This is a genomic window from Mycolicibacterium pallens (genome assembly GCF_019456675.1).
Lineage (GTDB): Bacteria > Actinomycetota > Actinomycetes > Mycobacteriales > Mycobacteriaceae > Mycobacterium > Mycobacterium crocinum.
The window spans coordinates 1594477-1618881 of the sequence record NZ_CP080333.1 but is presented as its reverse complement, the minus strand read 5'-3'; the positions used below and the strand labels follow the sequence as shown (position 1 = coordinate 1618881).

The window sequence follows — 24405 nt, the reverse complement described above, 5'->3', positions numbered from 1 at the left end:
CGCGCCTTTGCTACTTGGCGGCCTCGTACTTCTTCATCGCGTCGTCGAGGCGCTGCAGCGCATCGCCATAGTCGGCGAAGTTGCCGTTCTTCTGGGCCTCCTGCACCGCACCCAACGCCGTCTCGACGTCTTGCAGCGCAGCGGATTTCGCCGGTGACAACGTCGTCGGCACACCCGGCGTCGCAGGCGTCACCGCGACTGGCGGCGTGGGTACCTCCGGCGCGCTGCCCGGTACCGGTGCCGGCGCGGCCGCCGGCGGACGAGAGCCCGGCGGCTGGCTACCCGGCCCGGTGGCCGGCGCCGGACCGGTGGCCGTCGCGCCCGCGCCGGCACCGAAGATGCCGTCGAGTGCGGTGCTGACCGTTGGGCCGTAGCCGACCTTGTCGTTGTACATCATCGCGACACGGATCAACCGTGGATACGACGACGCCGCGTCACTGGTTCCGGGTGAGGCGTACACCGGCGACACGTAGATCAGGCCGCCCTGCCCCACCGGCAGGGTGAGCAGATTGCCCCAGCGTATTCGGTTCTGGTTGTCGCGACCGATCACACCGAGGTCTTGGCTGACCGCGGTGTCGGTACTGATCGCGTTGAACGCCAACTTCGGGCCGTTGACCTGACCCGGGATCGTCAACACCGTGATCCGCCCGTAGGTCTCCGGGTCGGAACTGGCGCTGATGTAGGCCGCCAGGAAGTCGCGCCGGAACCGGTTCATCGCACTGGTCAGCTGGAATGACGACGAATTGGTGTTCCGGGCAAGGTCTTTGGCGACGATGTAGTACGGCGGCTGATAGCTGCTGGCCGTCGGGTTCGGATCCAGCGGCACGTCCCAGAAGTCCGAGGTGGAGAAGAACGTCACCGGGTCGTCGACGTGATACTTGGCCAGCAGCATGCGCTGCACCTTGAACAGATCCTCCGGATAGCGAAGGTGCGCAGCCAGATCCGGAGTGATCTCACTCTTCGGCTTGACCGTGCCCGGGAACACCGCCATCCACGCCTTGAGCACCGGGTCGCTCTCGTCTTGCGCGTACAGCGTGACGGAGCCGTCGTAGGCGTCGACGGTGGCCTTCACCGAGTTACGGATGTAGGACACCTGCTTGTCCGGAGCCAACCGGTTGACCGCCACCTCGGTCGAGTCCGCGGTGGCCGACGACAACGACGTCAACTCCGAGTACGGATAGTTGTCCAGCGTGGTGTAGCCATCGATGACCCACACCATCCTCTTGTTGACGATGGCCGGATACACACTGCTGTCGGTGGTCAGCCACGGCGCCACCGCCTCTACCCGCTGCGCGGGATCGCGGTTGAACAGGATCTTGCTGTTGTTGCCGATCACGTTGGAGAACAAGAAGTTCCGCTCGGCGAACTTGGCGGCGAACACGGTGCGGGCCAGCCAGTTGCCGATCGGGACGCCACCGGTGCCGGTGTAGGTGTAGTTCTTGGCCTCGGTGTTGGTCTCGTAGTCGTATTCGCGGTCGGCGCCGTTCTTGCCGACGATCGCGTAGTCGGCAGCGGTGTTGGAGATGACCGGGCCGAAGTAGACCCGCGGCTGATCCAACGGGGCCGGACCCGGCGAGACGACGTTGCCGTTGGCGCCGACGACGCTGGCCAGGAACTCCGGATAGCCGCCATTCTGGTTGGGATCGTTGGCAATTCCGCGAACCGTGTTGGCGGGCGAGGCGATGAATCCATTGCCGTGCGTGTAGACGGTGTGCCGGTTGATCCAATCCCGCTGGTTGTCCTGCAGCCGGTCCGGGTTGAGTTCACGCGCGGCGACGACATAGTCGCGCAGATCGCCGTCGGGACCCTGGTAGCGGTCGATCGACAGCTGGTCGGGGAAGTAGTAGAAGTTCTTGCCCTGCTGGAACTGGGTGAACGCCGGGCTGATGATCGTCGGATCCAGCACCCGGATATTCGACGTCGTCGCCCGGTCGGCGGCGACCTGCTGGGCGGTGGTCGGCGCGGTGCCGCTGTAATCGCGGTACGTCACGTGGTCGGTCGTCAGCCCGTAGGCCTGCCTGGTCGCGGCGATACTGCGACTGATGTATTCGCTTTCCTTCTGCGCCGCATTCGGTTTGACGCTGATCTGCTCGACCACCAGCGGCCAGCCGGCGCCGACGATCAGCGAGCTCAGCAGCAACAGCACCAAGCCGATCGCCGGAATTCGCAAGTCGCGCAGCACGAGTGCGGAGAACACCGCCGCCGCGCAGATCAGCGCGATGGCCATCAGGATCAGCTTGGCAGGCAGCACGGCGTTGATATCGGTGTAGCCGGCGCCGGTGAACGGCTTTCCGCCGCGGGTGTGGCTGAGGAGCTCGTAGCGGTCGAACCAGTAGGCAACGGCCTTGAGCAGCACCAGCGTTCCGATCAGCGCGACCAGCTGGATGCGCGCCGGACGGCTCAGTGCGCCGCTGCGACCAGCCAGCCGGATGCCACCGAAGATGTAGTGGCTGACCAGGTTCGCCAGGAACGCCAGGAACACCGCGATGAACAGATAGGTCAGCACCAACCGGTAGAACGGCAGATCGAAGGCGTAGAAGCCGAGGTCCTTGCCGAACTGCGGATCGGTGACCCCGAAATCGCCGCCGTGCAGGAACAGCTGCACCCGCGCCCAGTAGCTCTGCGCGATCGCGCCGGAGAACAACCCGATCACCGCGGGCACCCCGATGCCGAACAGCTTGAGCCGGGCCATCACCGCCGTGCGATAGCGGGCCACCGGATCGTTGGGTCCGGCGGTCGGCACGAACACGGGCCGGGTGCGGTAGGCCAGGGCCAGGCCGGCGAAGACGATCGCCCCCACCACCAACGTGGCCACCAAGAAGACGACGATGCGGGTGACCAGCACGGTGGAGAACACCGAGCGGTAACCCAGCTCGCCGAACCACAGCCAGTCCACGTAGGCGTCGACCAGTCGTGGCCCCACCAACAACAGCACGACAACCGTGAGCGCAATACCGATCAGAATCCGGCTGCGCCGAGTCAGCTTCGGCATCCGGGCGCCGGGCCGCATACTCACCTGTCAGGCTCCTGAGTCTTGTCGGGCGGCCACGCCGCGCCGAGGCAGCAGTACGGCCACAACTCTACGCATTGCAACAACAGTGCTGTCCTGCAGCAATGCGCTAGCAGCTGGGCGGACGGCCGCCGGAGGTCAGCGTGTGCAGGGAATCGACTGCGCTGGTCAGCGTGTCGACCTTCACCAATTCCATGCTGTCGTCACGCATGGACCTGGCTTCGTCGCAGTTGTCGGCGGGCACCAGGAAGACGGTGGCACCGGCCTCCTGAGCGGCCAGCATCTTGTGAGTGATGCCCCCGATCGGGCCCACCTTGCCGTCCGCACTGATCGTTCCGGTGCCGGCGATGAACTTCGATCCGTTGAGGTCACCGGTGGTCAGCTTGTCGATGACGGCCAGGCTGAACATCAATCCCGCCGACGGTCCGCCGATGTTGGCGAGGTTGAAGTCGATCTTGAACGGCGCCCACGGCGCGTCGAGCACCGCCACCCCGAGATAGCCGTAATCACGGTCTTGGTTGTTGCCCAACGTGATTCGCGCGACGCCCGGCGGGGCGTTCTTGCGGCGGTAGTCGATGACGATCTCCTGGCCCGGCTTGGTGGCCTTCAGTAGCGCCGTGAACTCGGCGATGTTCGCTACCGGCTTACCGTCGACGGCGTCGATCGCGTCGCCGTCCTGCAACTTGCCTGCCGACGGTCCCGGATCGTTGACCTTCTCCACCCGCACCGCCGACGGGTACTTCAGAAACCCCAGTGCCGCGTACTCAGCGCTGTCCTCGGACCGCTTGAAGTCGGCGTCCTGATCCTTCTCGACGTCCTCGCGCGACTTGTCCGGCGGGAACACCAGATCTCGCGGCACCAGCTGCTCGCGGCCGGACACCCACAGCGTCAACGCCTGCCCGAGGGTCAGCCCGTCGCGCTGGGCGACGGTGGTCATGTTGAGGTGCCCCGAGGTCGGATGGGTGTCGGTGCCGTCGATAGCCACCACCTGCTTGCCGTCGACCTCGCCGAGCGTGTCGAACGTCGGTCCGGGACCCAGCGACACATAGGGCACCGTCACGACAGCCAGCAGCACGCCGAAGACGACGATCGGCACGAGCGCCGTCAGCAGCGTCAGAATCCGCCTGTTCACGCCGCCAACATTAGATGCGGCGGGCAGGAGCGCAGCGACCCGGGGAAATAGCCGGAGCCGCCGGCGGCCCCGGTTCACTGAGAGCGTGATCGCCAGTTACCCGCCCGCGACATGGGATGAGTACGGTTGAGACATGCCTGACCTGCCCTTCGGCTTCTCCGCGGGAGACGACCCCGACCGCGACAAGCCGAAAAAGGATCCGAACCCCGGCTCCGGCGACCCGTTCGGTTTCGCCGGCGGCGACTTCAACATGGCCGACCTCGGACAGATCTTCACCAAACTCGGCCAGATGTTCAGTGGCGCCGGCAACCCGATGGCCGGCGGCTCCGGACCGGTCAACTACGACGTGGCCCGCCAGTTGGCGTCGAGCTCGATCGGTTTCGTCGCGCCCATCCCGTCGGCCACCAGCACCGCCATCGCCGACGCCGTGCACCTGGCCGACACCTGGCTCGACGGTGCGACCGCGCTGCCCGCCGGGGCGACCAAGGCTGTCGCCTGGACCCCCAACGACTGGGTCGACGGCACCCTGGACCGCTGGAAGCGGCTGTGCGACCCGATGGCCGAGCAAATTTCGTCGGTGTGGGCGCAGTCGCTGCCCGAAGAAGCCAAGGCGATGGCCGGTCCGCTGCTGGCGATGATGACCCAGATGGGCGGCATGGCGTTCGGCTCGCAACTCGGCCAGGCCCTGGGCAAGCTGTCCCGCGAGGTGCTGACGTCGACCGACATCGGTCTGCCGCTGGGCCCGACGGGCGTGGCGGCCCTGATGCCCGAAGCCATCGAAACGCTGTCCGAAGGCCTCGAGCAGCCGCGCAGCGAGATCCTGACGTTCCTGGCCGCCCGCGAGGCGGCCCATCACCGGCTGTTCAGCCACGTGCCGTGGCTCTCGAGCCAGCTGCTCAACGCCGTCGAGGCCTACGCCAAGGGCATGAAGATCGACATGAGTGGCCTCGAGGAGTTGGCGCAGGGCATCAACCCGGCCGCGCTGACCGACCCGGCCGCGATGGAGCAGCTGCTGAGCCAAGGCATGTTCGAGCCGAAGGCCACCCCGGAGCAGACGGCCGCCCTCGAACGTCTGGAAACTCTGCTGGCCCTGATCGAGGGCTGGGTGCAGACCGTCGTCACCGCCGCGCTCGGCGACCGCATTCCCGGTACCGCCGCGCTGTCGGAGATGCTGCGGCGCCGGCGGGCCACCGCCGGACCGGCCGAACAGACGTTCGCGACACTGGTCGGCCTGGAACTGCGGCCCCGCAAGATGCGCGAAGCCGCCGTGCTGTGGGAGCGCCTAACCGACGCCGTCGGCATCGACGCCCGCGACGGCGTCTGGCAGCACCCCGACCTGCTGCCCAGCTCGAACGACCTCGATGAGCCGGCCGGCTTCATCGACCGGATCATCGGCGGCGACACCAGCGGCCTGGACATCGATTCGGCGATCGCGGAATTCCAGAAGGAAGCCGAGTCCGACAAGAAGGACGACGACGGACCTGTGGATAGCTGATTCGCGCGGCACTCTCGTGGTGCCACAGTCGGCAGGTGTTGTATGCGCTCGACCCGGCGATGCCGGTGCTGTTGCGACCCGACGACGCGGTGCAGGTCGGCTGGGATCCACGCCGCGCCGTGCTGGTCCGGCCGCCCGACGGCGTGACGCCCACGGCGTTGGCGTCGCTGCTACGTGGCATGCAGGTTCCCCTCGGCAAGGCTGAGCTGCAGCAGCTGGCCGTCACCCACGGGATGGCTGACACCCTCGATCAGCTGTTGGAAGCGCTGGAGAACAGCGGCGTTGTCCGCGGCCGCTCCTGCCAGAGCACCCCGCGCGCGCTGTCGATCCGCGTGCACGGCACCGGCCCGCTCTCCGATCTGCTGGTCGAGACGCTGCGCTGTTCGGGGGCGCGGATCGCCCACACCAGCCACACCGGTGCATCGGTGTCCGCGGCCAGCGCCGACATGGTCGTGCTGACCGATTATCTGGTGGCCGATCCTCGGCTGGTGCGAGACCTGCACAGCGTCGGAGTCCCGCACCTGCCGGTCCGCGTGCGGGACGGCGCCGGTCTGGTCGGCCCGCTGGTGATCCCCGGCGTCACGAGCTGTCTGGCATGTGCCGACCTCCACCGGACCGACCGCGACGGGGCCTGGCCGGCGGTGGCTGCTCAGCTACGAGACGTGATCGGCTGCGCCGACCGTCCGACCGTGCTGGCAACTGCCGCCGTAGCCCTCGGTCAGCTGCAGCGCATCATCACCGCGGTGCGCGGGCAAGAGGCCGCGGGCGCTCCCCCGGCGACGCTGAACACCACCCTGCAGGTCGATGTGAGTAACAACACGATCACGGCTCGCCGCTGGTCACGGCATCCGCGCTGCGAATGCTGACATCGGTGGTTGCCAGAAGGACGCCGTCAGGGATGATGGTCTGGTGGCAGACATCAAGCGCGGCCGCGCGGCCCGCAACGTCAAGCTGGCGACCATCCCGGTCGGCTTCGCCGGCAGGGCGGCGCTGGGCTTGGGCAAACGGCTGACTGGCAAGTCGAAAGACGAGGTCCAGGCCGAGATGCTGGAGAAGGCCGCCAACCAGCTGTTCACCGTGCTCGGTGAGCTCAAGGGCGGGGCCATGAAGGTCGGCCAGGCGCTGTCGGTGATGGAAGCCGCCATCCCCCCGGAGTTCGGCGAGCCCTACCGCGAGGCCCTGACCAAGCTGCAGAAAGACGCCCCGCCGCTGCCCGCGGCCAAGGTGCACCGAGTGCTCGACGGCCAGCTCGGCACCAAGTGGCGTGAGCGCTTCCAGTCGTTCGACGACAAGCCCGTTGCGTCGGCCAGCATCGGCCAGGTGCACAAGGGGGTGTGGTCGGACGGCCGCGAGGTCGCGGTCAAGATCCAGTACCCCGGCGCCGACGAAGCGCTGCGCGCAGACCTGAAGACCATGCAACGACTGGTCAGCGTCTTCAAGCAGCTCGCGCCGGGCGCCGACGTGCAGGGTGTGGTCGATGAACTCATCGAGCGCACCGAGATGGAGCTGGACTACCGGCTGGAGTCAGACAACCAGCGTGCGTTCGCCAAGGCCTACGACGGTCATCCGCATTTCCTTGTGCCGCACGTGATTGCCAGCTCGCCGAAGGTGATGATCACCGAGTGGATCGAGGGTGTGCCGATGTCGCACATCATCCGTGAGGGCACTCCTGAAGAGCGAGACCTTTGTGGCACAAGGCTTATCGAGCTCACTTTCGATGCCCCGGGCCGGCTCGGCATGATGCACGGCGACGCGCATCCCGGAAACTTCATGATGATGCCCGACGGCCGGATGGGTGTCATCGACTTCGGTGCGGTGGGCCCGCTGCCGAACGGCTTGCCGATCGAGATCGGCCAGATCATCTCGCTGGCTCGCGACAAGAAGTACGACGAGCTGCTGCCGACGATGGAACGGGTCGGCTTCATCCAGAAGGGCGAGCAGGTCTCGGTGCGCGAAATCGACGACATGCTGCGCCAATACGTGGAACCGATCGAGGTCGAGGTGTTCCACTACACCCGCCGCTGGCTGCAGAAGATGGCCGCGGCGAATATGAACGTCTCGGCCGAGCAGATCAAGACCGCCCGGTCGATGGACCTGCCCGCCAAGCTGGCGATCCCGCTGCGCGTGATCGCGTCGACCGTGGCGATCTCCTGCCAGCTCGACGCCCACGTGCCGACGCGGGAACTGGCCGCGAAATTCGTTCCGGGATTTGTCGAACCCGAGCCGGCGCACTAACCGACTCGGGCCCGACACCGCTAGGCCGCGATCACATCCTTGCGCGGACGCCCGCGTGGCCGCTTACGCGCCACGACGCTGCCGCGCTCGATGATCTCGCCGCCCCAAACTCCCCACGGCTCACCGCGGTCCAGTGCGGCGGCAAGGCATTGCCGCCGGATCGGGCATTCCCCGCATAGCACCTTGGCGCGCTCCAGATCCATGGGACTCTCGGCGAACCACAAGTCGGGATTCCCGACGTGGCACGGCAACACCGGCAGCTTCTCCTGGCGGACTGTCGATGTCGACATGTCTCGCTCACCTGCTTCCTGGTCGAATAGCTGTATCTCTTCGGGGGATCCGGGCCAGGAATCGGGTGGAAACGAGAAAGGCCACGGATCCTTTGACTTCGGGTCCGTGGCCAGTTGGCTGTGTCTGGGAGCTTTCCTAGATGAAGCTCCTGTCCACGGACGCGATGGTCGGGGCGGCGTTGGCGCGACGCTTACGCTGCGCCGAAATAGCGGCGGCGGCGCCGGCGCCCGAGGCGCCAATAGCGTGATGCGCGGGGGTTGCCATGACGGCACGGAAGGACCACGCACGACGCGGCATGCCAGCTACGCCAAAGTCCGTAGTGCTGCTGATCATCGTCGGCCCCTCCTTTCGTCATGCCGCCCTGTAGCCATCGATCGGCACAGGATTTCGGTTTCGAGGCTAAACCCTAACACGATTTCGCCACAAGCGATTTTCTGACCTGCGGTTTTAGCTTTCGGACGGCCTGGGCCGACCATCGGGGCAACCCCATATGCCATCGGAACTGACCCGGCCAAGAGCGGCAACGGCGGTCGGTGAGAAACTTATTCCCATGGCACAGATAACCCTGCGTGGAAACCCGATCAACACCGTTGGAGACCTGCCCGCCGTCGGCGCCCAGGCCCCCGACTTCACTTTGACCGGCACCGACCTCGGCGACGTGGATAGCGGCCAGTTCGGCGGAAAAGCCGTGGTGCTCAACATCTTTCCGTCGGTAGACACCCCGGTCTGCGCCACCAGTGTGCGGACCTTCAATGAGCGCGCGGCAGGCACCGGCACCTCGGTGGTCAACGTGTCCAAGGATCTGCCGTTCGCGCTGAAGCGGTTCTGCGGTGCCGAGGGCATCGAGACCGCCGTGGCGGCGTCGGCCTTCCGCAGCAGCTTCGGTGAGGACTTCGGGATCACGATCACCGACGGACCGATGGCCGGACTGCTCGGCCGCGCGGTCGTCGTCGTCGGCGCCGACGGCAAGGTGGCCTACACCGAGCTCGTCCCCGAGATCGGCCAAGAACCCGACTACGACGCAGCCCTCTCCGCCCTGGGCTGATCTGGTGCGGCACGGCGGCCCGCCGCCGTGCTCTGAGCACCCTCTGCTCTCTCACGTTCTCCGCGGTACCGCCGCTTTCGAGCCGCGGTACCGCGGAGTTTTACGTTCAACCCACAGCTGAAGCTGCAAACCCCACGAACAGGGTGGACACCGGCGTAACCTCAGGCCCTTAGCACATTAAGACGGCTAAAAGCCGAACAGATCGGGGCCTGAAGATGAACAACAAGCAAATCATTCTCGCGATGCAGGCGGCCGTCAGCGCCGCAGTGATTCTCTTGACCGGTCCTCCTGTCGCCTCGGCCGTCCCTGACCTGATGCCGGCGGACGGCGAATCGGGGGCAGTGACCGGCGCCGGCGCCGGACCGACGCTCGGCGTCGGGGGGACGTCCAGCTACACGGGCGGATCGACGTCCAACGGCTTCTGCGGTGACCCGTCGACGTATACGGGTACCTCCACCGCCGCCATCTGTTCGGGCGCCTCCGTGGGCGTCGGAGGACCGTCCAGCTACACCGGCGGCGCCACGGCGAACAACCCACACAATACGGCCAGTCTGGGCGTCGGCGGGGTCGACAGCTACACCGGTCAAGGCACGGCCGGTGCCACCCTCAACGGCACCAACACGACCACACGGACTGTCAATTACGGTCCGGGATAACGCAACACGCTCGACGGCGCGCGGCGGGCATACATTTGTTTTCAGTATGAGTCCCGTGACCTGGCGAGTCTCTGCAGCCATCATTGAGGCATGGATCAGATACGGCGAAAAGCCCTCAAGCACAGTCCGATTCGGCGTCACCGAAGAATTCTGACGGTTGGCTCTCTCGGGTTGTTCGCGGCGATCGCGTTGAACGGCACGCCCGTCGCCGCGGCGTCGGAGCACAGCGGCGGCGAATCAGGCGCTGTTACCGGAGCCGGCTTCGGGCCCACTCTCGGCGTCGGCGGGCCGTCAAGCTATACCGGCGGTTCGACGTCCAACAACCTGTGTCACCTGCACTGCACAGGCGCCACCCTCGGCGTCGGCGGGCCGTCGAGCTATACCGGTGGCGCCACCGCCAACCATCCGGGCGGTACGGCCACCCAGGGCGTCGGCGACGTGAACAGCTATACCGGCCAGGGCACCTCGGGGATCGCCGACAACGGCACGAACGCGACCACCAGGACCGGCAACTACGGCCCCGGCCGCTGACCTACTGCCGTGCCCGCACCAACTCGAGCACGTCAGGACCAAACTGCTCGAGCTTGCGGGCACCGATGCCAGGGATTGCCACCAGCGCCGCATCATCGGCCGGCAGCGACTCGGCGATCGCGATCAGCGTGTTGTCCGTAAAGACAACGTAGGCAGGCACTTTCAGCTCCTTGGCGGTGCGCAGCCGCCAGTCCTTGAGCTGAGCCAGCAGCTCGTCGTCGACGTCGACCGAGCAGGTTTCGCAGCGGCGCAACATGATTGACGGCGGAGTGCTGAGCACCGCGTTGCACACCCGGCAGCGCGGGGTGGCGCCCTTCTGCCTGCGTGGCCGGTTCGGCGTCGGCTCGGCCTGCGTCTGTGGCGCAATGCCGTTGAGGAAGCGTGACGGACGCCGGCCCTGCCGACCGCCCGGGGTGCGGGCCAATGCCCAGCTGAGCTCCAAATGCATTCGCGCACGGGTGATTCCGACGTACAGCAGGCGACGCTCCTCCTCCACTGCCTCACTGTCGGGGCCGTGGGCCAGTGCGTGCGAGATCGGCAGCGTGCCGTCCGCCAGGCCCACCAGGAACACCGCGTCCCACTCCAGGCCCTTGGCGGCATGCAGCGACGCCAGCGTCACACCCTGCACCACCGGTGGGTGCCGGGCATCGGCGCGCACCCGCAATTCGGCGACCAGTGCGGGCAGGTCGAGCTGCGGTCGGGCGGCGACTTCCTCGTCGACCAGTTCGGCCAACGCGGTCAACGCCTCCCAGCGCTCCCTGGCCTTGGTGCCGGCCGGCGGTTCGTCGGTCAGCCCGAGCGGTTCGAGGATCTGGCGCACCATTTCGGATAGCGGCCCTTCGGCACCGCGTTCGGCCGCCCGCTGCAACGCCAGCAGCGACTGGCGGATCTCCTGGCGGCTGAAGAAGCCCTCGCCGCCGCGCACCTGGAACGGGATACCAGCCTCGGTGAGCGCCTCTTCGTAGGCTTCAGATTGCGCGTTGATGCGGTACAGCACCGCGATTTCGGCTGGCGGCGTTCCGGATTCGACGAGCCGCTTGATCGACCGCGCGACCGACGCCGCTTCGGCGACCTCGTCGGGGTGCTCATGGAAAGTCGGCGACGGGCCCGGATCGCGCTGACCGATCAGATGCAGCTTGCTACCGGCCACCCGGCCGCGCGCGGCCGCGATCACCCGGTTGGCCAGCGACACCACCTGCGGAGTGGAGCGGTAGTCGCGCTCGAGGCGGACAACCGTCGCGTCCGGGAACTGGCGGGAGAAGTCGAGCAGATAGCGCGGCGAGGCGCCGGTGAACGAATAGATGGTCTGGTTCGCATCGCCGACGACGGTGAGGTCGTCGCGGTTGCCCAGCCACGCATCGAGCACCCGCTGCTGCAGCGGGGTGACGTCCTGATACTCGTCGACGACGAAACAGCGGTAGCGGTCGCGGAACTCGGCGGCCACCGCCGCGTCGTTTTCGATCGCCCCGGCGGTGTGCAGCAGCAGGTCGTCGAAGTCCAGCAGCGCGATCCCGTCGCGGTTGGCTTTCAGCTTCTCGTAACCGGCGTAGACCGTGGCGACCTTCTCGGCGTCGAGCGGGATGTCACGCTGCACTTTGGCCACCGCCGCCGCATACGCCTCGGGGCTGATCAAAGAGGCCTTGGCCCACTCGATTTCACCGGCGAGGTCGCGGACGTCGTCAGTGCTGACCTGCAGCCGGGCCCGGCTCGCGGCCTGCGCGACAACAGAGAACTTGCTGTCCAGCAGTTCCCAGCCGGTATCGCCGACGACCCGCGGCCAGAAGTAGCGCAGCTGACGGCGTGCCGCGGCGTGGAACGTCAGCGCCTGCACCGACCCGACCGAAGCGCCCATGTTCTGCGCGTCCATCGCCCGCAGCCGGGAACGCATCTCCCCCGCGGCCCGCGAGGTGAACGTCACCGCCAGCACCTGCCCCGCGGCGACGTGACCGTTGGCCACCAGGTGCGCGATGCGGTGGGTGATGGTGCGGGTCTTACCGGTGCCGGCGCCGGCGAGCACACACAACGGCCCCCTGGCGGCCAGCACGGCCTCGCGCTGTTCGTCGTCGAGGCCGGTCAGATGGTCGACGGTCACCGGCATGCGCTCCATCTTGGCAGGGGGTGGGGACATTGCACGGTGACGCTCCGCTAGGTTCGAGCTCATGAGTGGCAACGATCCCCAGCTCACCATGTACTCCACCGTGTGGTGCGGCTACTGCAAGCGCCTGAAGACCGCGCTGAAATCGGCGGGGATCTCCTTCGCCGAGGTCGACATCGAGCACGACCCGGAAGCCGCGAAGTTCGTGATGTCGGTCAACAACGGCAACCAGACCGTCCCGACCGTGAAGTTCGCCGACGGTTCAGCGCTGACCAACCCCAGCCTCAAAGAGGTTCAGGCCAAGCTGGCGTCGTAAAGCCCGCGCCGAGATCGACGTTTTGCAGCGTTCGTCTCGCACTTTCGCTGTCGATCGTCGGTTTGGGCGTTACCCGGCCGCCCAGGATTCGATGATCTCGCGGGCGATCGAGATCGAGCCCGGCAGCAGAAGTTTCGACGGCGAGTCACTGCTCCAGTCGCCGTGCTCGAGCGCCTCGCGGACTTCGGCCCGGGTGAACCACGCCGCCTCGGCGATCTCGCCGTCGCGAAACACGAACTCCTGCTCGGGATCGCCGATCGCGTGAAAGCCGACCATCAAGGACCGCGGGAACGGCCACGGCTGGCTGCCCAGGTACTCGACATCGCTTACCGACAGGCCAATCTCCTCGTTGACCTCGCGCACCACGCAGCTCTCGAACGACTCCCCCGCCTCGACGAACCCGGCGAGCAAGGAGAACAGTCGCTGCGGCCACACCGTCTGGCGGGCCAGCACCGCGCGGTCGTGGCCGTCGTGCACCAGCACGATGATCGCCGGGTCGATGCGCGGAAACTCTTCGTGGCCGGTGAGCGGATTGAGCCGCGACCACCCGGCCTTGACCGCCTTGGTCGGCGAGCCGTCCACCGCGCTGTACCGCGCATTCTCATGCCAGTTCAGCAAGGCGAGGGCTGACGCGAGCAGCTGGGCGCTGACATCGTCGATCTGCTGACCGCCACGGCGAAGGTCGGACACCTCGCCGTCGCCGTCCTCGGGCGCCTCCAGCGCCGCGCGCACCGCCCACACGTGGCGGTCGTCCTCCAGGCGACCGAGGAACACTGCATCGGCCGGCGGCTTGTCGGCGTGCTTGGCCGCCGACGTCAGCGACACGCGGCCGCCGGCGACCATCACCTGGTTGCGGTGGTCGACGCGCAGCAGCGCGGCATCAGCCCAGCCGGCGATGGCCGCGTCGACGTCGGTGCGCAGGTGGTCGGCACGGTCGGCACCCACGCGCGAGAGCAGCGGAATGTTCCGCAGTCGGAAAGCCACGTCGTCAGTCTTCTCCGGTAGCGCGGACGTAGAGCAGCCGGTCGGTGGCTTCGAGGGCGTCTACTTGCGCGTCGTCGACGCGCAGCAGCTTCCCCTCCCGGACCACTCCGAGAACGATGTCGGGCAGGTGCCGCGGCGACCCGCCCACCTCCTTGTGCTCGACCTCGCGCTCGGCGATGGCGAACCCGGCGTCCGGGGTCAGCAGGTCTTCGATCATCTCGACGACGCTGGGCGTCGTGGTGGCGATACCGAGCAGGCGCCCTGCGGTCTCTGAGGACACGACCACCGAGTCGGCGCCGGACTGGCGCAGCAGGTGCTGATTCTCGGCTTCCCGCACCGAGGCGATGATCTTCGCTTTCGGGGCCAGCTCCCTGGCGGTCAACGTGACCAGCACCGCGGTCGGATCGCTGTTGGTGGCGACGATGATCGAGTTCGCGTGCTGTGCGCCGGCCAGGCGCAGCACGTCGGACTTGTTGGCGTCACCGCGCACGGTGACCAGTCCGGCCGCGTTGGCCCGGTCCAGCGAGGTTTGGTCGGTGTCGACGACGACGATGTCGGCCGGTGCCACCCCGTCGCCGATCATCGCGGCGACAGCCGTCCTGCCCTTCGTCCCGTACCCGATGACGACGGTGTGGTTGCGCACGCTGTTCCTCCAACGCTGGATCTTGAGAGCCTGCCGCGACGCCGTGGTCAGGGTTTCGACGGTGGTACCGACCAACACGATCAGGAACGCCACCCGAAGCGGGGTGATGACCAGGACGTTGACCAGGCGCGCGGTCTCGGTGAACGGTGTGATGTCGCCGTAGCCCGTGGTCGACAGCGACACCGTTGCGTAGTACAGGCAGTCCAGGAAGGTCAGCGGTCCCTCGCGGACGTCGCGGTAGCCGTCGCGGTCGAGGTAGACGATGAAGACGGCGAGGAACAACGCCGTCATGGCATAGAGCAGCCTGCGGGCGATGCGGCGGCCCGGACTGACGAACTTCTCCGGGATGTGCAGATAGTCGACGAGTGCGCTGTCGGGCTTGGCTGCCAGGTTCTCGTCGATCGCCTCGAGCCTGCGCCGCAACCTACCCTTGGCCACGCGACTCCGTCATCGTGTCCGACACACTCTCGCCTCCACGTTTTTCGGCCTGCGCGTCACCACTCCAGCATTATGTACCCATGCCGACGACGACTACCGAACTCGAACCGACACGCAGCGCCAGCCAGCTGCCTGCCTACCGGACCGCGCTGATGCTCATCGGCATCGGTGTCGGGCACTTCCTGGCCCCCAAGCCATTCGACGAGATCGTGCCCGCCGAACTCCCGGGTGACGCTCGGTTCTACACCTACGCCTCGGGCGTGGCCGAGGTCGGTATCGGCACCATGCTGCTGGTGCCGCGCACCCGGCGTGCCGGTGCGGCGTTCGCGATCGCGTTGTTCCTCGCGGTGTTCCCGGCCAACGTCAACATGGTTCGGCTGTGGAAGGACAAGCCGCTGCCGATGAAGCTGGTGGCACTGGCACGCCTGCCGCTGCAGGTCCCGATGATCACTCAGGCGCTGGCCATCCGGCGCAACGCGCCGCGCTACTAGCGGGCAGACACCGCCAGCGTCTCGTCGAGCCAATCGAAGATGCGGGCGAAGGCCAGGCGTCCCGCACCGACCTGGCAGTGCGCGCCGGCGCCCTCGGCGTCGGTGAACTTCAGCAGCGTTTTCGGGCAGCTGAGGTGATCGAACAGCAGCTGGGGCTGCCCCTCGAAGAAGATGTCGCTGGCTGCTTCGCACACCAGTGTCGGGCAGGTGATCTGCTCGGCCACCCCGCCCGCGAGCGTGTAGTCGAGGAACGCCCCGAAGAGCGCACGAGGACTGTCCACCCCTAGGGCGTACTGGCCATGCGTTGCGGCCCAACGGATATTCGGGTTGGTCGCCATCAGCTGTTCGATCGCGGCGTCGGCCTCCGGCGCTGACTCCGCGCGCAACATGGTTTCGATCTCGGCCCGGTCACCGGGAACCCAGGCGGCAGCCGTCAAGCCCATGTCGTAGACACCGTCGAACGCGATGCACGCGGCGAGGCGGTGTTCGTACGCGGCAGCCCGCGGCGCCAGCAGTCCACCCATGGAGGCGCCGTACAGGGCGACCTTGTTCGGGTCGACGTCGGGACGTAGCAGCGTCCAATCCAGCACCGGTGTGACGACGTGTTCCCAATCGGGCCGGAACACCAGGCCGTCGAAGTGCAGTGCGGCCGGCTGGCCGGGTCCGTCGAAGGTGACGACGTTGTAGCCGCGTTCTTGGGCGGCCGCCGCACCCAGCCACTGCATTTCTTCGCAGGTGCCGTCGAAGCCACTGTGCATGATGATCGTCGGGATCTGCCCTCCGCTGGTACGGCGCATCGCGGGATAGAAGTAACCGTGCAGCACGGTGTTCTCATACGGGATCTCAATCGGTTCAACGGGCGGATCCAGCAGAGCCGCTGCGGCAACGAATGTTTCGCGGGCCCGGGTGTACGCGTGGCTGATGCGCGGATCGCGCGGGTTGCCGTGCAGGTAGAAGTCAGCCGAGCGGTAGTAGTTGCTCGCGCGCATCAGGCCGTCTCGTGCACTCACGAAATGCCCTGCGGCTAAGGCCTTCTCAGCCTCGCCGGCGACCCAGTCGGCGGTGGCCAGCCACTGGTCGTACCAGCTGTCGTAGTCACCGGCGGTGATGGCCTGCGCCGTGGTCAGCACCTCCCCGATATCGGCTCCGCCGTAGGCGGTGGCGCCAAGCACCCGCAGGGTCTCGAACCAGAACGAGGTGTCGTCGGGGAACAGAACGGGTTCCATGGCGTCTCCTTAAGTCATTTTCATTTGCTTTAAGCGACCGTACGACGGTTGTGGTCTAAAAGCAAGAGCTGGTGCTTTAAGCTGTCGGGGTGGCGGAGAACGTGGAGGTGCGCCGGCGGCCCGGTGGGCGAAGCGCCCGAGTGGTGGCAGCAGTGCACGAGGCGGTGGATGCACTGCTGGCCGAGGCCGGACCGGGCGGCTTCACGGTGGCCGACGTGGCCCGGCGTGCCGGCGTCAATCCGACCAGCGTCTACCGGCGCTGGGGCAGCCTGGAGGCAGTCATCCTGGACGTCGAAGCGGCCAGGCTTGCTGAAACCGCACCCATGCCCGACACCGGATCGTTGCGCGGTGATCTGCTGGCCTACGCCCGACAGGCGGCCGCGGAGATCGCTCGGCCCGGTCGGTTGGCGTTCCTCCAAGCACTGATCGGCGCTGCCGATATGACGGCCGAGCAACGCCAGTCGTTTCTGGTCCAACGGGCGATGCAATTTCAGGGGATGCTCGATCGCAGCCGCGAGCGTGGTGAGCCCCTGATGGATTTCACGGTCATCGTCGACTGCATCCTCGCGCCGATCTACCTGCGACACCTGCTGGGTCTCGGCGTCAGCGACGCCGATCTGGAATTGTTCGTCGAGCGGGCGTTCACCGCGAAATAAGTCCGCGGTCCAGCAGCGCCACCAATTCCTCTGGGCCGGCGAGGTTTTCCGGCATGACGGTGACGCCCGCGCGCACATAGTGGAACGCCGCGCGAACCTGCGACTCCGGGCAGTTCTTGATCGCCGCCCACGCTAGGCGGTAGACGGCGAGCTGCACGGCGGCGTGGCGCTTGGCGTCGTCATCGGCGGGCGGCTCGCCGGTCTTCCAGTCGACGACGGTCATACCGCCGTCCGCATCGGCGAACACCGCGTCGATCCGCCCGCGCACCACTGTGTCGCCGATCGCCATCTCGAAGGGCACTTCGACGTCCACCGGTGTGCGTGCCGCCCACGGCGATCCGTTGAAGGCTTTCTGCAGTTTCGCGAGCTCCTCGGTCTCGGTGGCCGCACCGTCGACGGCGCCGGGCAGATCGTCGAGGTCGAACAGCCGCTCGGCGCCGTAGAAGCGCTGCACCCATTCATGGAACGCGGTGCCCAGGATCGCGTGTGGATCCGGACGCGACGGCAGCCTGCGCGCCAACCGGCTTAATGCCGACGGGTCGCGGTCGAGTTCGACCAGCGCGCTGACCGACAGCTGCCCCGGGAGTTCGACCGGCGGCGGCGCGGCGACCCGCGACCGTTCGGCCAGCAGGGCGTCGACGTCGGCCGTCCAGCCCTCCGGATCTTCGCCGGTGTCCTGGATGGCGCCCGTCGCGGCGGCGCGGACCAGCGCCGCGCCGTTCTCGATGTCGGCGCGAGCCCGCCCGAGTGGATCCGCGGGCCAGATCGCTTCACGAACGCTGTCGCGCAACGGGGTTGGCTCCCCGTCGGCGGGCGGCGGTGCCCACTGCTCCACCTCGCCGCAGGGCTGCCCCGCCGCGTCGGCGTCGTCGATGATGTCCTTGATTTCGCACAGGAAGTCCGATGGCCCACGCGGCTTGCTCTCGGTCGGGCCCCAGTGGTGGCCGGAGAGCAGCAGGGTGTCTTCGGCGCGGGTGATCGCGACGTACAGCAGTCGGCGTTCCTCGTCGAGGCGACGCTGCTCGAGTTGTTTCTTGTGCGCCATAATGCTGTCGGACAACGCTTTTCGATCGGTGACGTGCTGAGTGTCGAGCACCGGGACCCCGTGCAGACCCTCCGCTGCCCGGTCACCGCGCAGCAGCGGCGGCAGGTCGGCGGCATCGGAGAGCCAGGTGCGCTTGGACGCAGTGGACGGAAACACCCGGGCCGACAGGTGCGGGACGGCAACGATCTGCCACTCCAGCCCTTTGGCGGCGTGCACCGTCAGCACCTGCACGCGTCCGGTGGCCACGCTGACTTCCGCGGGCGCCAAGCCGTTCTCGACGAGCTCCGCGGCGTCGAGGTAGGCCAGCAGCCCGTTGACGCATGACCCTGGCCGGGCGGCGTACTCGGCGACGACATCGGCGAACCGGTCGAGGTGCTCGGCTCCGGACCATCCCGCCGCGACCGGTCGGGCGGCCCGCACCTCCACGTCCACGCCTAGCACTCGACGCACCTCGCCGACGAGCTCGGTGGCCGGATGGCTCAATAGTGTTCGCAGTCGTGCCAATTCGTTCGCGAGCTGGGTGATGCGGCGGTGTCCCTCTGCGGAGTACGCCTCGGCCGGACCCGGGTCAGCCAGGGCGTCGGCCAGGCTTGCGGTGTCGGCATCGGGTGCTGCCAGGGCGATGATCTGCTCGGCGGACGCGACCGCCGGCCGCGCGCCGTCGAGCGCGACGGCCCGCCGCCACAGCGCGGCCAGGTCGGCTGCGCCGAGTTGCCAGCGCGGACCCGTCAACACCCGCACTGCCGCCGCCCCGGCCGCCGGATCGGCGACCAGGCGCACCATCGCCACCACGTCGGCGACCTCCGGGATCGACAGCAGCCCGGCCAGGCCGACGACCTCGACGGGCACACCACGGGCGCTCAATGCCTCGGCGATCGGACCGGCGTCGGCGTTGCGGCGCACCAACACTGCGGCGGTCGGTGGCTCGTCGCCAGCGGAGTATCGCGCGGCGATGTGGTCGGCCACCCACTCCCGCTCGGCGGCCACATCGTTGAGCAGTGCACAGCGCACCGTGCCCGCTTGGGCGCCCGGACGTGCCCGCAGCGCCCGCACCGCGACCGAGCGGCGGCGGGCTTCGGCCGAGATCTCGTTGGCGATGTGCAGCGTCGTCGGCGGATTGCGCCAGCTGGTTCGCAGCTCCAGGGTGGGCGCCGGGGAGCCGTCGGCTTGCGGGAAGTCGGTGGTGAACCGCGGCAGGTTGGTCGCCGACGCCCCACGCCAGCCGTAGATGGACTGGATCGGGTCGCCGACCGCGGTGAGCGCCAGACCTTTATCGGCACCGGCGCCGAACAACGACGACAGGGCGATCCGCTGAGCATGGCCGGTGTCCTGATACTCGTCGAGCAGCACCACCCGATACCGGTCGCGCAGCTGCTCCCCCACCTGCGGGCACGTCGAGGCGAGCCGCGCGGCCGCCGACATCTGCGACCCGAAGTCCATCACCTTGTCGGCCCGCATCCGCGCGTGCAGGGCATCGATCAACGGCACCAACGCCGTCCGTTCGGTCTGAGTGGCCAGCATGCTCAGCAGGAATTGGCTGGGGCCGCGGTCACGCTGGTACCGCCCGGCCGGCAGATGATGCACCAGGCGGTCGAGTTCGAGGTGGGTGTCGAGTAACTGATCGGTGTCGACCAGGTGCTCAGCGAGCTCGCCGGACAGTTTAAGCACCATCCGGGTGACACCCGCCGGGTCCTTCTCGGTGTCCAACGGTCCGGGGTAACTGCTGACCACCTCGAAAGCCAGTTGCCACAACTCGGTTTCGCTGAGCAGCCGGGCGTCGGGTTCCACGGGGAGCAGCGGGCCGTACTCGCGCAGCAGCGCGCCGGCGAACGCGTGATAGGTGCTCACCGTCGGCGCACCCTGCGGCGCGGCACCGCCGAGGTGACCGGCCAGGCGGGCCAGCCGGGAGCGCACGCGGCGCAGCAGTTGCCCGGCTGCCTTGCGGGTGAAGGTCAACCCGAGCACCTGTCCCGGATCGGCGAATCCGTTGGCCACCAACCACACCACGCGCGCGGCCATGGTCTCGGTCTTGCCGGCGCCGGCGCCGGCGATGACGACCAGCGGCCCGGGCGGGGCGGCGATCACCGCGGCCTGCTCGTCGGTGGGAGTCGGAAGACCAAGTGCGTCAGCAAGTTCGGTGGGGCTGTAGGTCATGACGGCTCCGTTCGCGGCGCGGTGTGCGCGGGGCAGGCCGCGCGCATCGGGCAATGCGTGCAGCCGTCGTTGACCCGGGCGACGAACTGGGGCCCAGCGGTCGCGGCCGCGGCCTGCTGCACGGTCTGGCGCCACTCGTCGGTGGTTTCCGGGGTCAGCGGGGACTGTTCGCGTTCGGTGGCGCCCGACGCGTTCGGTTTGGCGACGTACACCAGTCGCCCGCCGCCGGGACGATCACCGTCGGCGATCGCACCCTCGGAGATGGCCAGCTGGTAGAGCCCGAGTTGGGCGTGGCGGGCAGCCTCGTCTTTGGTGACCGGGCTCTTGCCGGTCTTGACGTCGACGATCACCAGCCGGCCTTCCGCGTCACGCTCGAGCCGGTCGACCCGCCCGCGCACCCGCACCCCGGGCTGACCGTCCTCGGGTTCGGCGATCACCCCGTCGATGTCGACTTCGGTGCCGATCTCGGTCAGCTCGTGGCGGGTCGCCGAACGCCATGCCACGAACGCCTCGAGCATGGCGCGATGCCGGTCGAGTTCGTTGTCGCTGTACCACGGCGAATCGAACGGGATTGTGCTCCACAGCTTTTCCAGATCCGCGGCCAACTGCTCGGCGCTGCCGGAGTCGGCGATCAGCGCGTGCACCACCGACCCGAGCGTGGAACGCAGATCCCGACGGTCGCTGCCGCCGTGCCGTTCGGCCAGCCAGCGCAGCGGGCAGTCGGCGAGCGTCTGCAGGGTCGACGGGCTGAGTGTGACGGTGTGCTGCTCACCGCTCCACAGCGGGTCCAGCGAGCTCACGGCCGTCATGCCGTACCACTGGGCGGGGTCGGCGCCGGTGACACCATCGGCCGCCAACCGCGCCAATTGCTGTGCGGCCGTGGCACGTTCACCCTCGCTCACCGACCCCGACGGGGCGCACACCACGGACCGCAGCCGGCCGACGACCGCCGCCGGCGCCAGCACCGGCGGCGCGACGGCCGGCTGGGTGGGCCGGTCGGAGTCTCCGGATGCGTAGTTCTCCAGCTCGGCGACGAACGGCGACGGCAACGCGGCGTCATCGCCGGCGTCGCTGTCGACGGCGGTGATCAACAGCTTGTGCCGGGCCCGACCCATCGCCGCGATGAGCAGCCTGCGTTCCTCGGCCAGCAGCGGAGCCCGCGCCGACACGTCATCGCCCAGGCCGTCGAGCACGTCGAGCAGCCGTTGGGTGCCCAGCACCCCACCGCGCGGTGTGGTGTTGGGCCACAGGCCGTCCTGCACACCGGCGATCACGACCAGATCCCAATCCCGGTCCAGTGCCGCGTGCGGGCTCAGCACGGCGACGGTCTCCGATGCCGGGCCGTCGGCGCTGACCGGCGGAAGTTGCAGGCCCGCAACATGATCCAGCAGTCCACGCAACGACGCACCGGTGGTGCGTGTGACGTAGTCGTCGGCGATGTCGAACAATGCGGTGACGGCTTGAAGGTCACGATCGGCCAGAGCACCCTCGGTCCCACCGCGCTCGGCCGCGTTCAGCCACCGCTTCTGCAGTCCGGTGCGCTCCCACGCCTGCCACAGGGCGTAGCGGGGGTCGCGATTCCGCGAGTGACCGCGGGCCGCCGCGGTCAGCACCGCGCGCACCCGATTCACCGGGCGGGCGAGCGTCGCCGGCAGGTCGACCGGACCAGTGGTGAGTGCGGCGACAAGCTGTTCCCCGAAGTCGCCGGAACCGCTCCGGCGCAGTGCCCGGCGCAGCTGGCGCAGGGTCACCGGATCCACCCGGCCGATCGGCCCGGTCAGCAGCGACACCGCCTGCTCGCTGTCGAGGCCGTCGACGGTGGCGGCCAGCACGCTCAACAAGGCTTGTGCCGCAGGCTGTTCGGCGACAGGACCGGCGAGGTGAGCCGCGTCGACCGGGACACCGGCGCCGGCCAGCGCACGTGGCAGCGCGGCAGCCGCCGACGGCGACCGGACGATAACGGCCAATTGCGACCACGGCACCCCATCGACGAGGTGCGCGCGGCGCAGCGTGTCGGCGATCAGCGCCGCCTCGGCGTGCGCCGAACCGGCCACCCGCACGGTCACCGAACCGTCCTCACCGTCGTTGCCGCCCAAGGCCCGCCACGCGGTGCTGCCCGGCAGACCCGCGGCGATCCCACTGATCGCGTGCGCCACCGCGGGCGCGCAGCGATAGGAGCGGCTCAGCTCGACCACCGGGGTGTCGGCGGTGGTCAGGATGGCCGGATCTGCGCCGCGGAAACCGAAGACCGCCTGATTGGGATCACCGGCCAGCAGGGTCAGCTCAGCGCCGGCGGCCAACACCCGAACCAGCCGCGCGGCCTGCGGATCGAGATGCTGGGCATCGTCGACGAGCAGCAGCCGGATCCGGGAGCGCTCGGCCGCCAGCAGCTCGGCATCGGAGGCCAGCGCCTCCAGTGCGGCACCGACCAGTTCGGCCGCGCCGAGTGCCGGCACGGTGGCCTGCGGCGCGGCTGTGCCGACGGCCGCGCGCAGCAGCATCACCTGCTCGTACTGCTGAGCGAATCGGCCGGCGGCCGCCCACTCGGGCCGCCCGGACAGCCGGCCGATGCGCTGCAGCTGCAGCGGGTCCACGCCGCGCTCGGCGCAGCGGGCCAGCAGGTCTCGCAGTTCGGTGGCGAATCCGCCGGTGGTCAGGGCCGGACGAAGGAGCTGCGGCCAGCGTGACGACGACGCGTCGCCGTCCTCGAGGTCACCGGCGAGCAGTTCGCGGATGATGCCGTCCTGCTCGGCGCCGGTGACCAGGCGCGGTGGTGGGTCACCGGCGCGGGCGGCGGCCTGCCGCAGCACCGCGAACGCGTAGCTGTGCAGAGAGCGGACCAGCGGTTCGCGCACCACCGCGCGGCACGGTTCGGCCGAGCGCGCCGCCAGCAGTTCGGCGGTGAGCTTGCTGCGGGTGGATGCGGCCAGCCGACCCGAACCCGTCAGCAGCAGAACCGATTCCGGGTCGGTGCCTGCGGTGATGTGTGCCGCGGCTGCCGCGACCAGCAGGCTGGTCTTACCGGTGCCCGGGCCGCCGACGATACGCACCGTGCCGCGCAGCTCCGGGCGGAGCACATCGGTAGGCTCGGCCGCCGGGGCCAGCAGTGCGGTGGTCATGCCGGTATGTCACCACGCCCCACCGACAGAAACGCGAACTGGCAGCATGAGAACCGTGACCCACGATCTTCACGTCCACCGCTTCGGCCCCGCCGGGCCGATCCAGGTGCTGGCCATCCACGGCCTGACCGGACACGGCCGCCGCTGGCGGGCACTCTCCGAGCAGCATCTGCCCGAATTCGCAGTGGCCGCACCCGATCTGATCGGGCACGGCAGATCGTCGTGGTCGGCACCGTGGACGATGGACGCCAACGTCGCCGCGCTGGCCACCCTGGTGGAGAACGACGCCGACGGGCCGGTGGTGGTGGTCGGCCATTCGTTCGGCGGCGCGATCGCACTGCATCTGGCGGCGACGTGCCCGGATCTGGTGTCGGGCGTGGCACTGCTGGATCCCGCGATCGGCCTCGACGGGCAGTGGATGCGCGAGATCGCCGACTCCATGCTGGCCTCCCCCGACTACCCCGACCGCGACGAGGCGCGCGCCGAAAAGTTCGGCGGCTCGTGGGCCGACGTGGACCCGGCCGAACTCGATGAGGATCTCGACGAACATCTCATCGCACTACCCAACGGCCGTTACGGCTGGCGGATCTGCGTACCGGCGATGATGTCGTATTGGAGTGAACTGGCCCGCGATATCGTGCTGCCGCACAACGGAACTCCGACGACGCTGGTGCGCGCGCTGTGGACCGATCCCCCGTATGTCAGCGCTGAGTTGATCGACGCCCTGTCCGGCCGGCTCGGCGCCGACTTCACCCTGGTCGACGTCGAATGCCAGCACATGGTGCCGCACGCCAAACCTGCGGAGACCGCGAAGGTCATCCGGGATCTGCTGGAGCGCTAGCG

At 68.3% G+C, this 24405-nt stretch carries 20 protein-coding genes; 10 read left to right on the top strand and 10 right to left on the bottom strand.

Going from position 1 to position 24405, the window contains the following annotated elements; genetic code table 11:
- Positions 1-10: 10 nt before the first annotated feature.
- Entirely contained in the window at positions 11-3016 is a 3006-nt protein-coding gene (locus K0O64_RS07875; RefSeq protein ID WP_220046267.1) for a UPF0182 family protein, read from the bottom strand.
- A gap of 103 nt (positions 3017-3119) precedes the next feature.
- Complete coding sequence (locus K0O64_RS07870; protein WP_220046266.1) at positions 3120-4142, bottom strand: YlbL family protein; 1023 nt, start codon at positions 4140-4142, stop codon at positions 3120-3122.
- Positions 4143-4275: 133 nt separating this feature from the next.
- Between K0O64_RS07870 and K0O64_RS07865 the strand changes: the two genes are divergently transcribed.
- From K0O64_RS07865 to K0O64_RS07855, 3 genes are read left to right on the top strand one after another with little or no spacing between them, the layout of a single operon-like run.
- Positions 4276-5637, top strand: a complete 1362-nt coding sequence (locus tag K0O64_RS07865; RefSeq protein WP_096310629.1) for a zinc-dependent metalloprotease — start codon at positions 4276-4278, stop codon at positions 5635-5637.
- A 59-nt stretch (positions 5638-5696) separates the two neighbouring features.
- Positions 5697-6503, top strand: a complete 807-nt coding sequence (locus K0O64_RS07860) for a bacteriocin biosynthesis cyclodehydratase domain-containing protein (protein WP_071950016.1) — start codon at positions 5697-5699, stop codon at positions 6501-6503.
- 1 nt (position 6504) lies between these two features.
- Entirely contained in the window at positions 6505-7872 is a 1368-nt protein-coding gene (locus K0O64_RS07855; RefSeq protein ID WP_096310625.1) for a macrolide-binding ATPase MABP-1, read from the top strand.
- A 20-nt stretch (positions 7873-7892) separates the two neighbouring features.
- On the opposite strand, the gene K0O64_RS07850 is transcribed toward K0O64_RS07855, so the two are convergent.
- The gene (locus tag K0O64_RS07850) at positions 7893-8162 is read right to left on the bottom strand and encodes a WhiB family transcriptional regulator (protein WP_071946995.1); all 270 of its coding nucleotides are present in this window, start codon (positions 8160-8162) and stop codon (positions 7893-7895) included.
- Positions 8163-8298: 136 nt separating this feature from the next.
- Positions 8299-8427 (bottom strand): hypothetical protein, encoded by a 129-nt coding sequence (locus tag K0O64_RS30155; RefSeq protein ID WP_257786468.1) that lies wholly within the window; start codon positions 8425-8427, stop codon positions 8299-8301.
- Positions 8428-8713: 286 nt separating this feature from the next.
- On the opposite strand from K0O64_RS30155, the gene tpx reads away from it, so the two are divergent.
- The 3 genes from tpx to K0O64_RS07835 all read left to right on the top strand — a co-directional run bounded on the left by tpx (position 8714) and on the right by K0O64_RS07835 (position 10395).
- The gene (gene tpx / locus K0O64_RS07845; RefSeq protein ID WP_071946997.1) at positions 8714-9208 is read left to right on the top strand and encodes a thiol peroxidase; all 495 of its coding nucleotides are present in this window, start codon (positions 8714-8716) and stop codon (positions 9206-9208) included.
- A 215-nt stretch (positions 9209-9423) separates the two neighbouring features.
- Positions 9424-9864, top strand: a complete 441-nt coding sequence (locus K0O64_RS07840; protein WP_071946998.1) for a hypothetical protein — start codon at positions 9424-9426, stop codon at positions 9862-9864.
- 90 nt (positions 9865-9954) lie between these two features.
- Positions 9955-10395 (top strand): hypothetical protein, encoded by a 441-nt coding sequence (locus tag K0O64_RS07835; protein ID WP_125477405.1) that lies wholly within the window; start codon positions 9955-9957, stop codon positions 10393-10395.
- Between the two features lies 1 nt (position 10396).
- Here K0O64_RS07835 and K0O64_RS07830 read toward each other — a convergent pair whose 3' ends face one another.
- On the bottom strand, positions 10397-12502 hold the full coding sequence (locus K0O64_RS07830; protein ID WP_071947000.1) for an ATP-dependent DNA helicase UvrD2: 2106 nt from the start codon (positions 12500-12502) through the stop codon (positions 10397-10399).
- A gap of 52 nt (positions 12503-12554) precedes the next feature.
- Between K0O64_RS07830 and K0O64_RS07825 the strand changes: the two genes are divergently transcribed.
- Positions 12555-12806 carry a mycoredoxin gene (locus K0O64_RS07825; RefSeq protein WP_071947001.1) on the top strand — a complete coding sequence of 84 codons (252 nt, stop codon included), beginning with the start codon at positions 12555-12557 and terminating at the stop codon, positions 12804-12806.
- Between the two features lie 69 nt (positions 12807-12875).
- Here K0O64_RS07825 and nudC read toward each other — a convergent pair whose 3' ends face one another.
- Together nudC and K0O64_RS07815 are read right to left on the bottom strand one after the other, a co-directional pair.
- Positions 12876-13790 carry an NAD(+) diphosphatase gene (gene nudC, locus K0O64_RS07820; RefSeq protein WP_071947002.1) on the bottom strand — a complete coding sequence of 305 codons (915 nt, stop codon included), beginning with the start codon at positions 13788-13790 and terminating at the stop codon, positions 12876-12878.
- Between the two features lie 4 nt (positions 13791-13794).
- Positions 13795-14871 (bottom strand): potassium channel family protein, encoded by a 1077-nt coding sequence (locus K0O64_RS07815; protein ID WP_071947003.1) that lies wholly within the window; start codon positions 14869-14871, stop codon positions 13795-13797.
- 80 nt (positions 14872-14951) lie between these two features.
- Between K0O64_RS07815 and K0O64_RS07810 the strand changes: the two genes are divergently transcribed.
- The gene (locus K0O64_RS07810) at positions 14952-15362 is read left to right on the top strand and encodes a DoxX family protein (RefSeq protein ID WP_071947004.1); all 411 of its coding nucleotides are present in this window, start codon (positions 14952-14954) and stop codon (positions 15360-15362) included.
- Here the strand turns inward: K0O64_RS07810 and K0O64_RS07805 are convergent.
- On the bottom strand, positions 15359-16588 hold the full coding sequence (locus K0O64_RS07805) for an alpha/beta hydrolase family protein (protein ID WP_071947005.1): 1230 nt from the start codon (positions 16586-16588) through the stop codon (positions 15359-15361). The two genes, K0O64_RS07810 and K0O64_RS07805, sit on opposite strands and share 4 nt — an antisense overlap.
- Positions 16589-16677: 89 nt before the next feature.
- On the opposite strand from K0O64_RS07805, the gene K0O64_RS07800 reads away from it, so the two are divergent.
- Positions 16678-17244 (top strand): TetR/AcrR family transcriptional regulator, encoded by a 567-nt coding sequence (locus K0O64_RS07800; RefSeq protein ID WP_220046265.1) that lies wholly within the window; start codon positions 16678-16680, stop codon positions 17242-17244.
- Here K0O64_RS07800 and K0O64_RS07795 read toward each other — a convergent pair.
- Entirely contained in the window at positions 17231-20506 is a 3276-nt protein-coding gene (locus tag K0O64_RS07795; protein WP_425574761.1) for an ATP-dependent helicase, read from the bottom strand. The two genes, K0O64_RS07800 and K0O64_RS07795, sit on opposite strands and share 14 nt — an antisense overlap.
- Positions 20440-23562 (bottom strand): ATP-dependent helicase, encoded by a 3123-nt coding sequence (locus tag K0O64_RS07790; RefSeq protein WP_220046263.1) that lies wholly within the window; start codon positions 23560-23562, stop codon positions 20440-20442. The genes K0O64_RS07795 and K0O64_RS07790 overlap by 67 nt, the downstream gene beginning before the upstream one ends.
- 55 nt (positions 23563-23617) lie before the next feature.
- Between K0O64_RS07790 and K0O64_RS07785 the strand changes: the two genes are divergently transcribed.
- Positions 23618-24403 carry an alpha/beta fold hydrolase gene (locus K0O64_RS07785; protein ID WP_220046262.1) on the top strand — a complete coding sequence of 262 codons (786 nt, stop codon included), beginning with the start codon at positions 23618-23620 and terminating at the stop codon, positions 24401-24403.
- Positions 24404-24405 lie beyond the last annotated feature (2 nt).

Coding starts and splice junctions, on each gene's coding strand:
- K0O64_RS07865 (WP_096310629.1), top strand. CDS start 4,276: ATGCCTGACCTGCCCTTCGGCTTCTCCGCGGGAGACGACCCCGACCGC.
- K0O64_RS07860 (WP_071950016.1), top strand. CDS start 5,697: ATGCCGGTGCTGTTGCGACCCGACGACGCGGTGCAGGTCGGCTGGGAT.
- K0O64_RS07850 (WP_071946995.1), bottom strand. CDS start 8,162: ATGTCGACATCGACAGTCCGCCAGGAGAAGCTGCCGGTGTTGCCGTGC.
- K0O64_RS30155 (WP_257786468.1), bottom strand. CDS start 8,427: ATGGCAACCCCCGCGCATCACGCTATTGGCGCCTCGGGCGCCGGCGCC.
- tpx (WP_071946997.1), top strand. CDS start 8,714: ATGGCACAGATAACCCTGCGTGGAAACCCGATCAACACCGTTGGAGAC.
- K0O64_RS07840 (WP_071946998.1), top strand. CDS start 9,424: ATGAACAACAAGCAAATCATTCTCGCGATGCAGGCGGCCGTCAGCGCC.
- K0O64_RS07835 (WP_125477405.1), top strand. CDS start 9,955: ATGGATCAGATACGGCGAAAAGCCCTCAAGCACAGTCCGATTCGGCGT.
- K0O64_RS07830 (WP_071947000.1), bottom strand. CDS start 12,502: ATGGAGCGCATGCCGGTGACCGTCGACCATCTGACCGGCCTCGACGAC.
- K0O64_RS07825 (WP_071947001.1), top strand. CDS start 12,555: ATGAGTGGCAACGATCCCCAGCTCACCATGTACTCCACCGTGTGGTGC.
- K0O64_RS07810 (WP_071947004.1), top strand. CDS start 14,952: ATGCCGACGACGACTACCGAACTCGAACCGACACGCAGCGCCAGCCAG.
- K0O64_RS07805 (WP_071947005.1), bottom strand. CDS start 16,588: ATGGAACCCGTTCTGTTCCCCGACGACACCTCGTTCTGGTTCGAGACC.
- K0O64_RS07790 (WP_220046263.1), bottom strand. CDS start 23,562: ATGACCACCGCACTGCTGGCCCCGGCGGCCGAGCCTACCGATGTGCTC.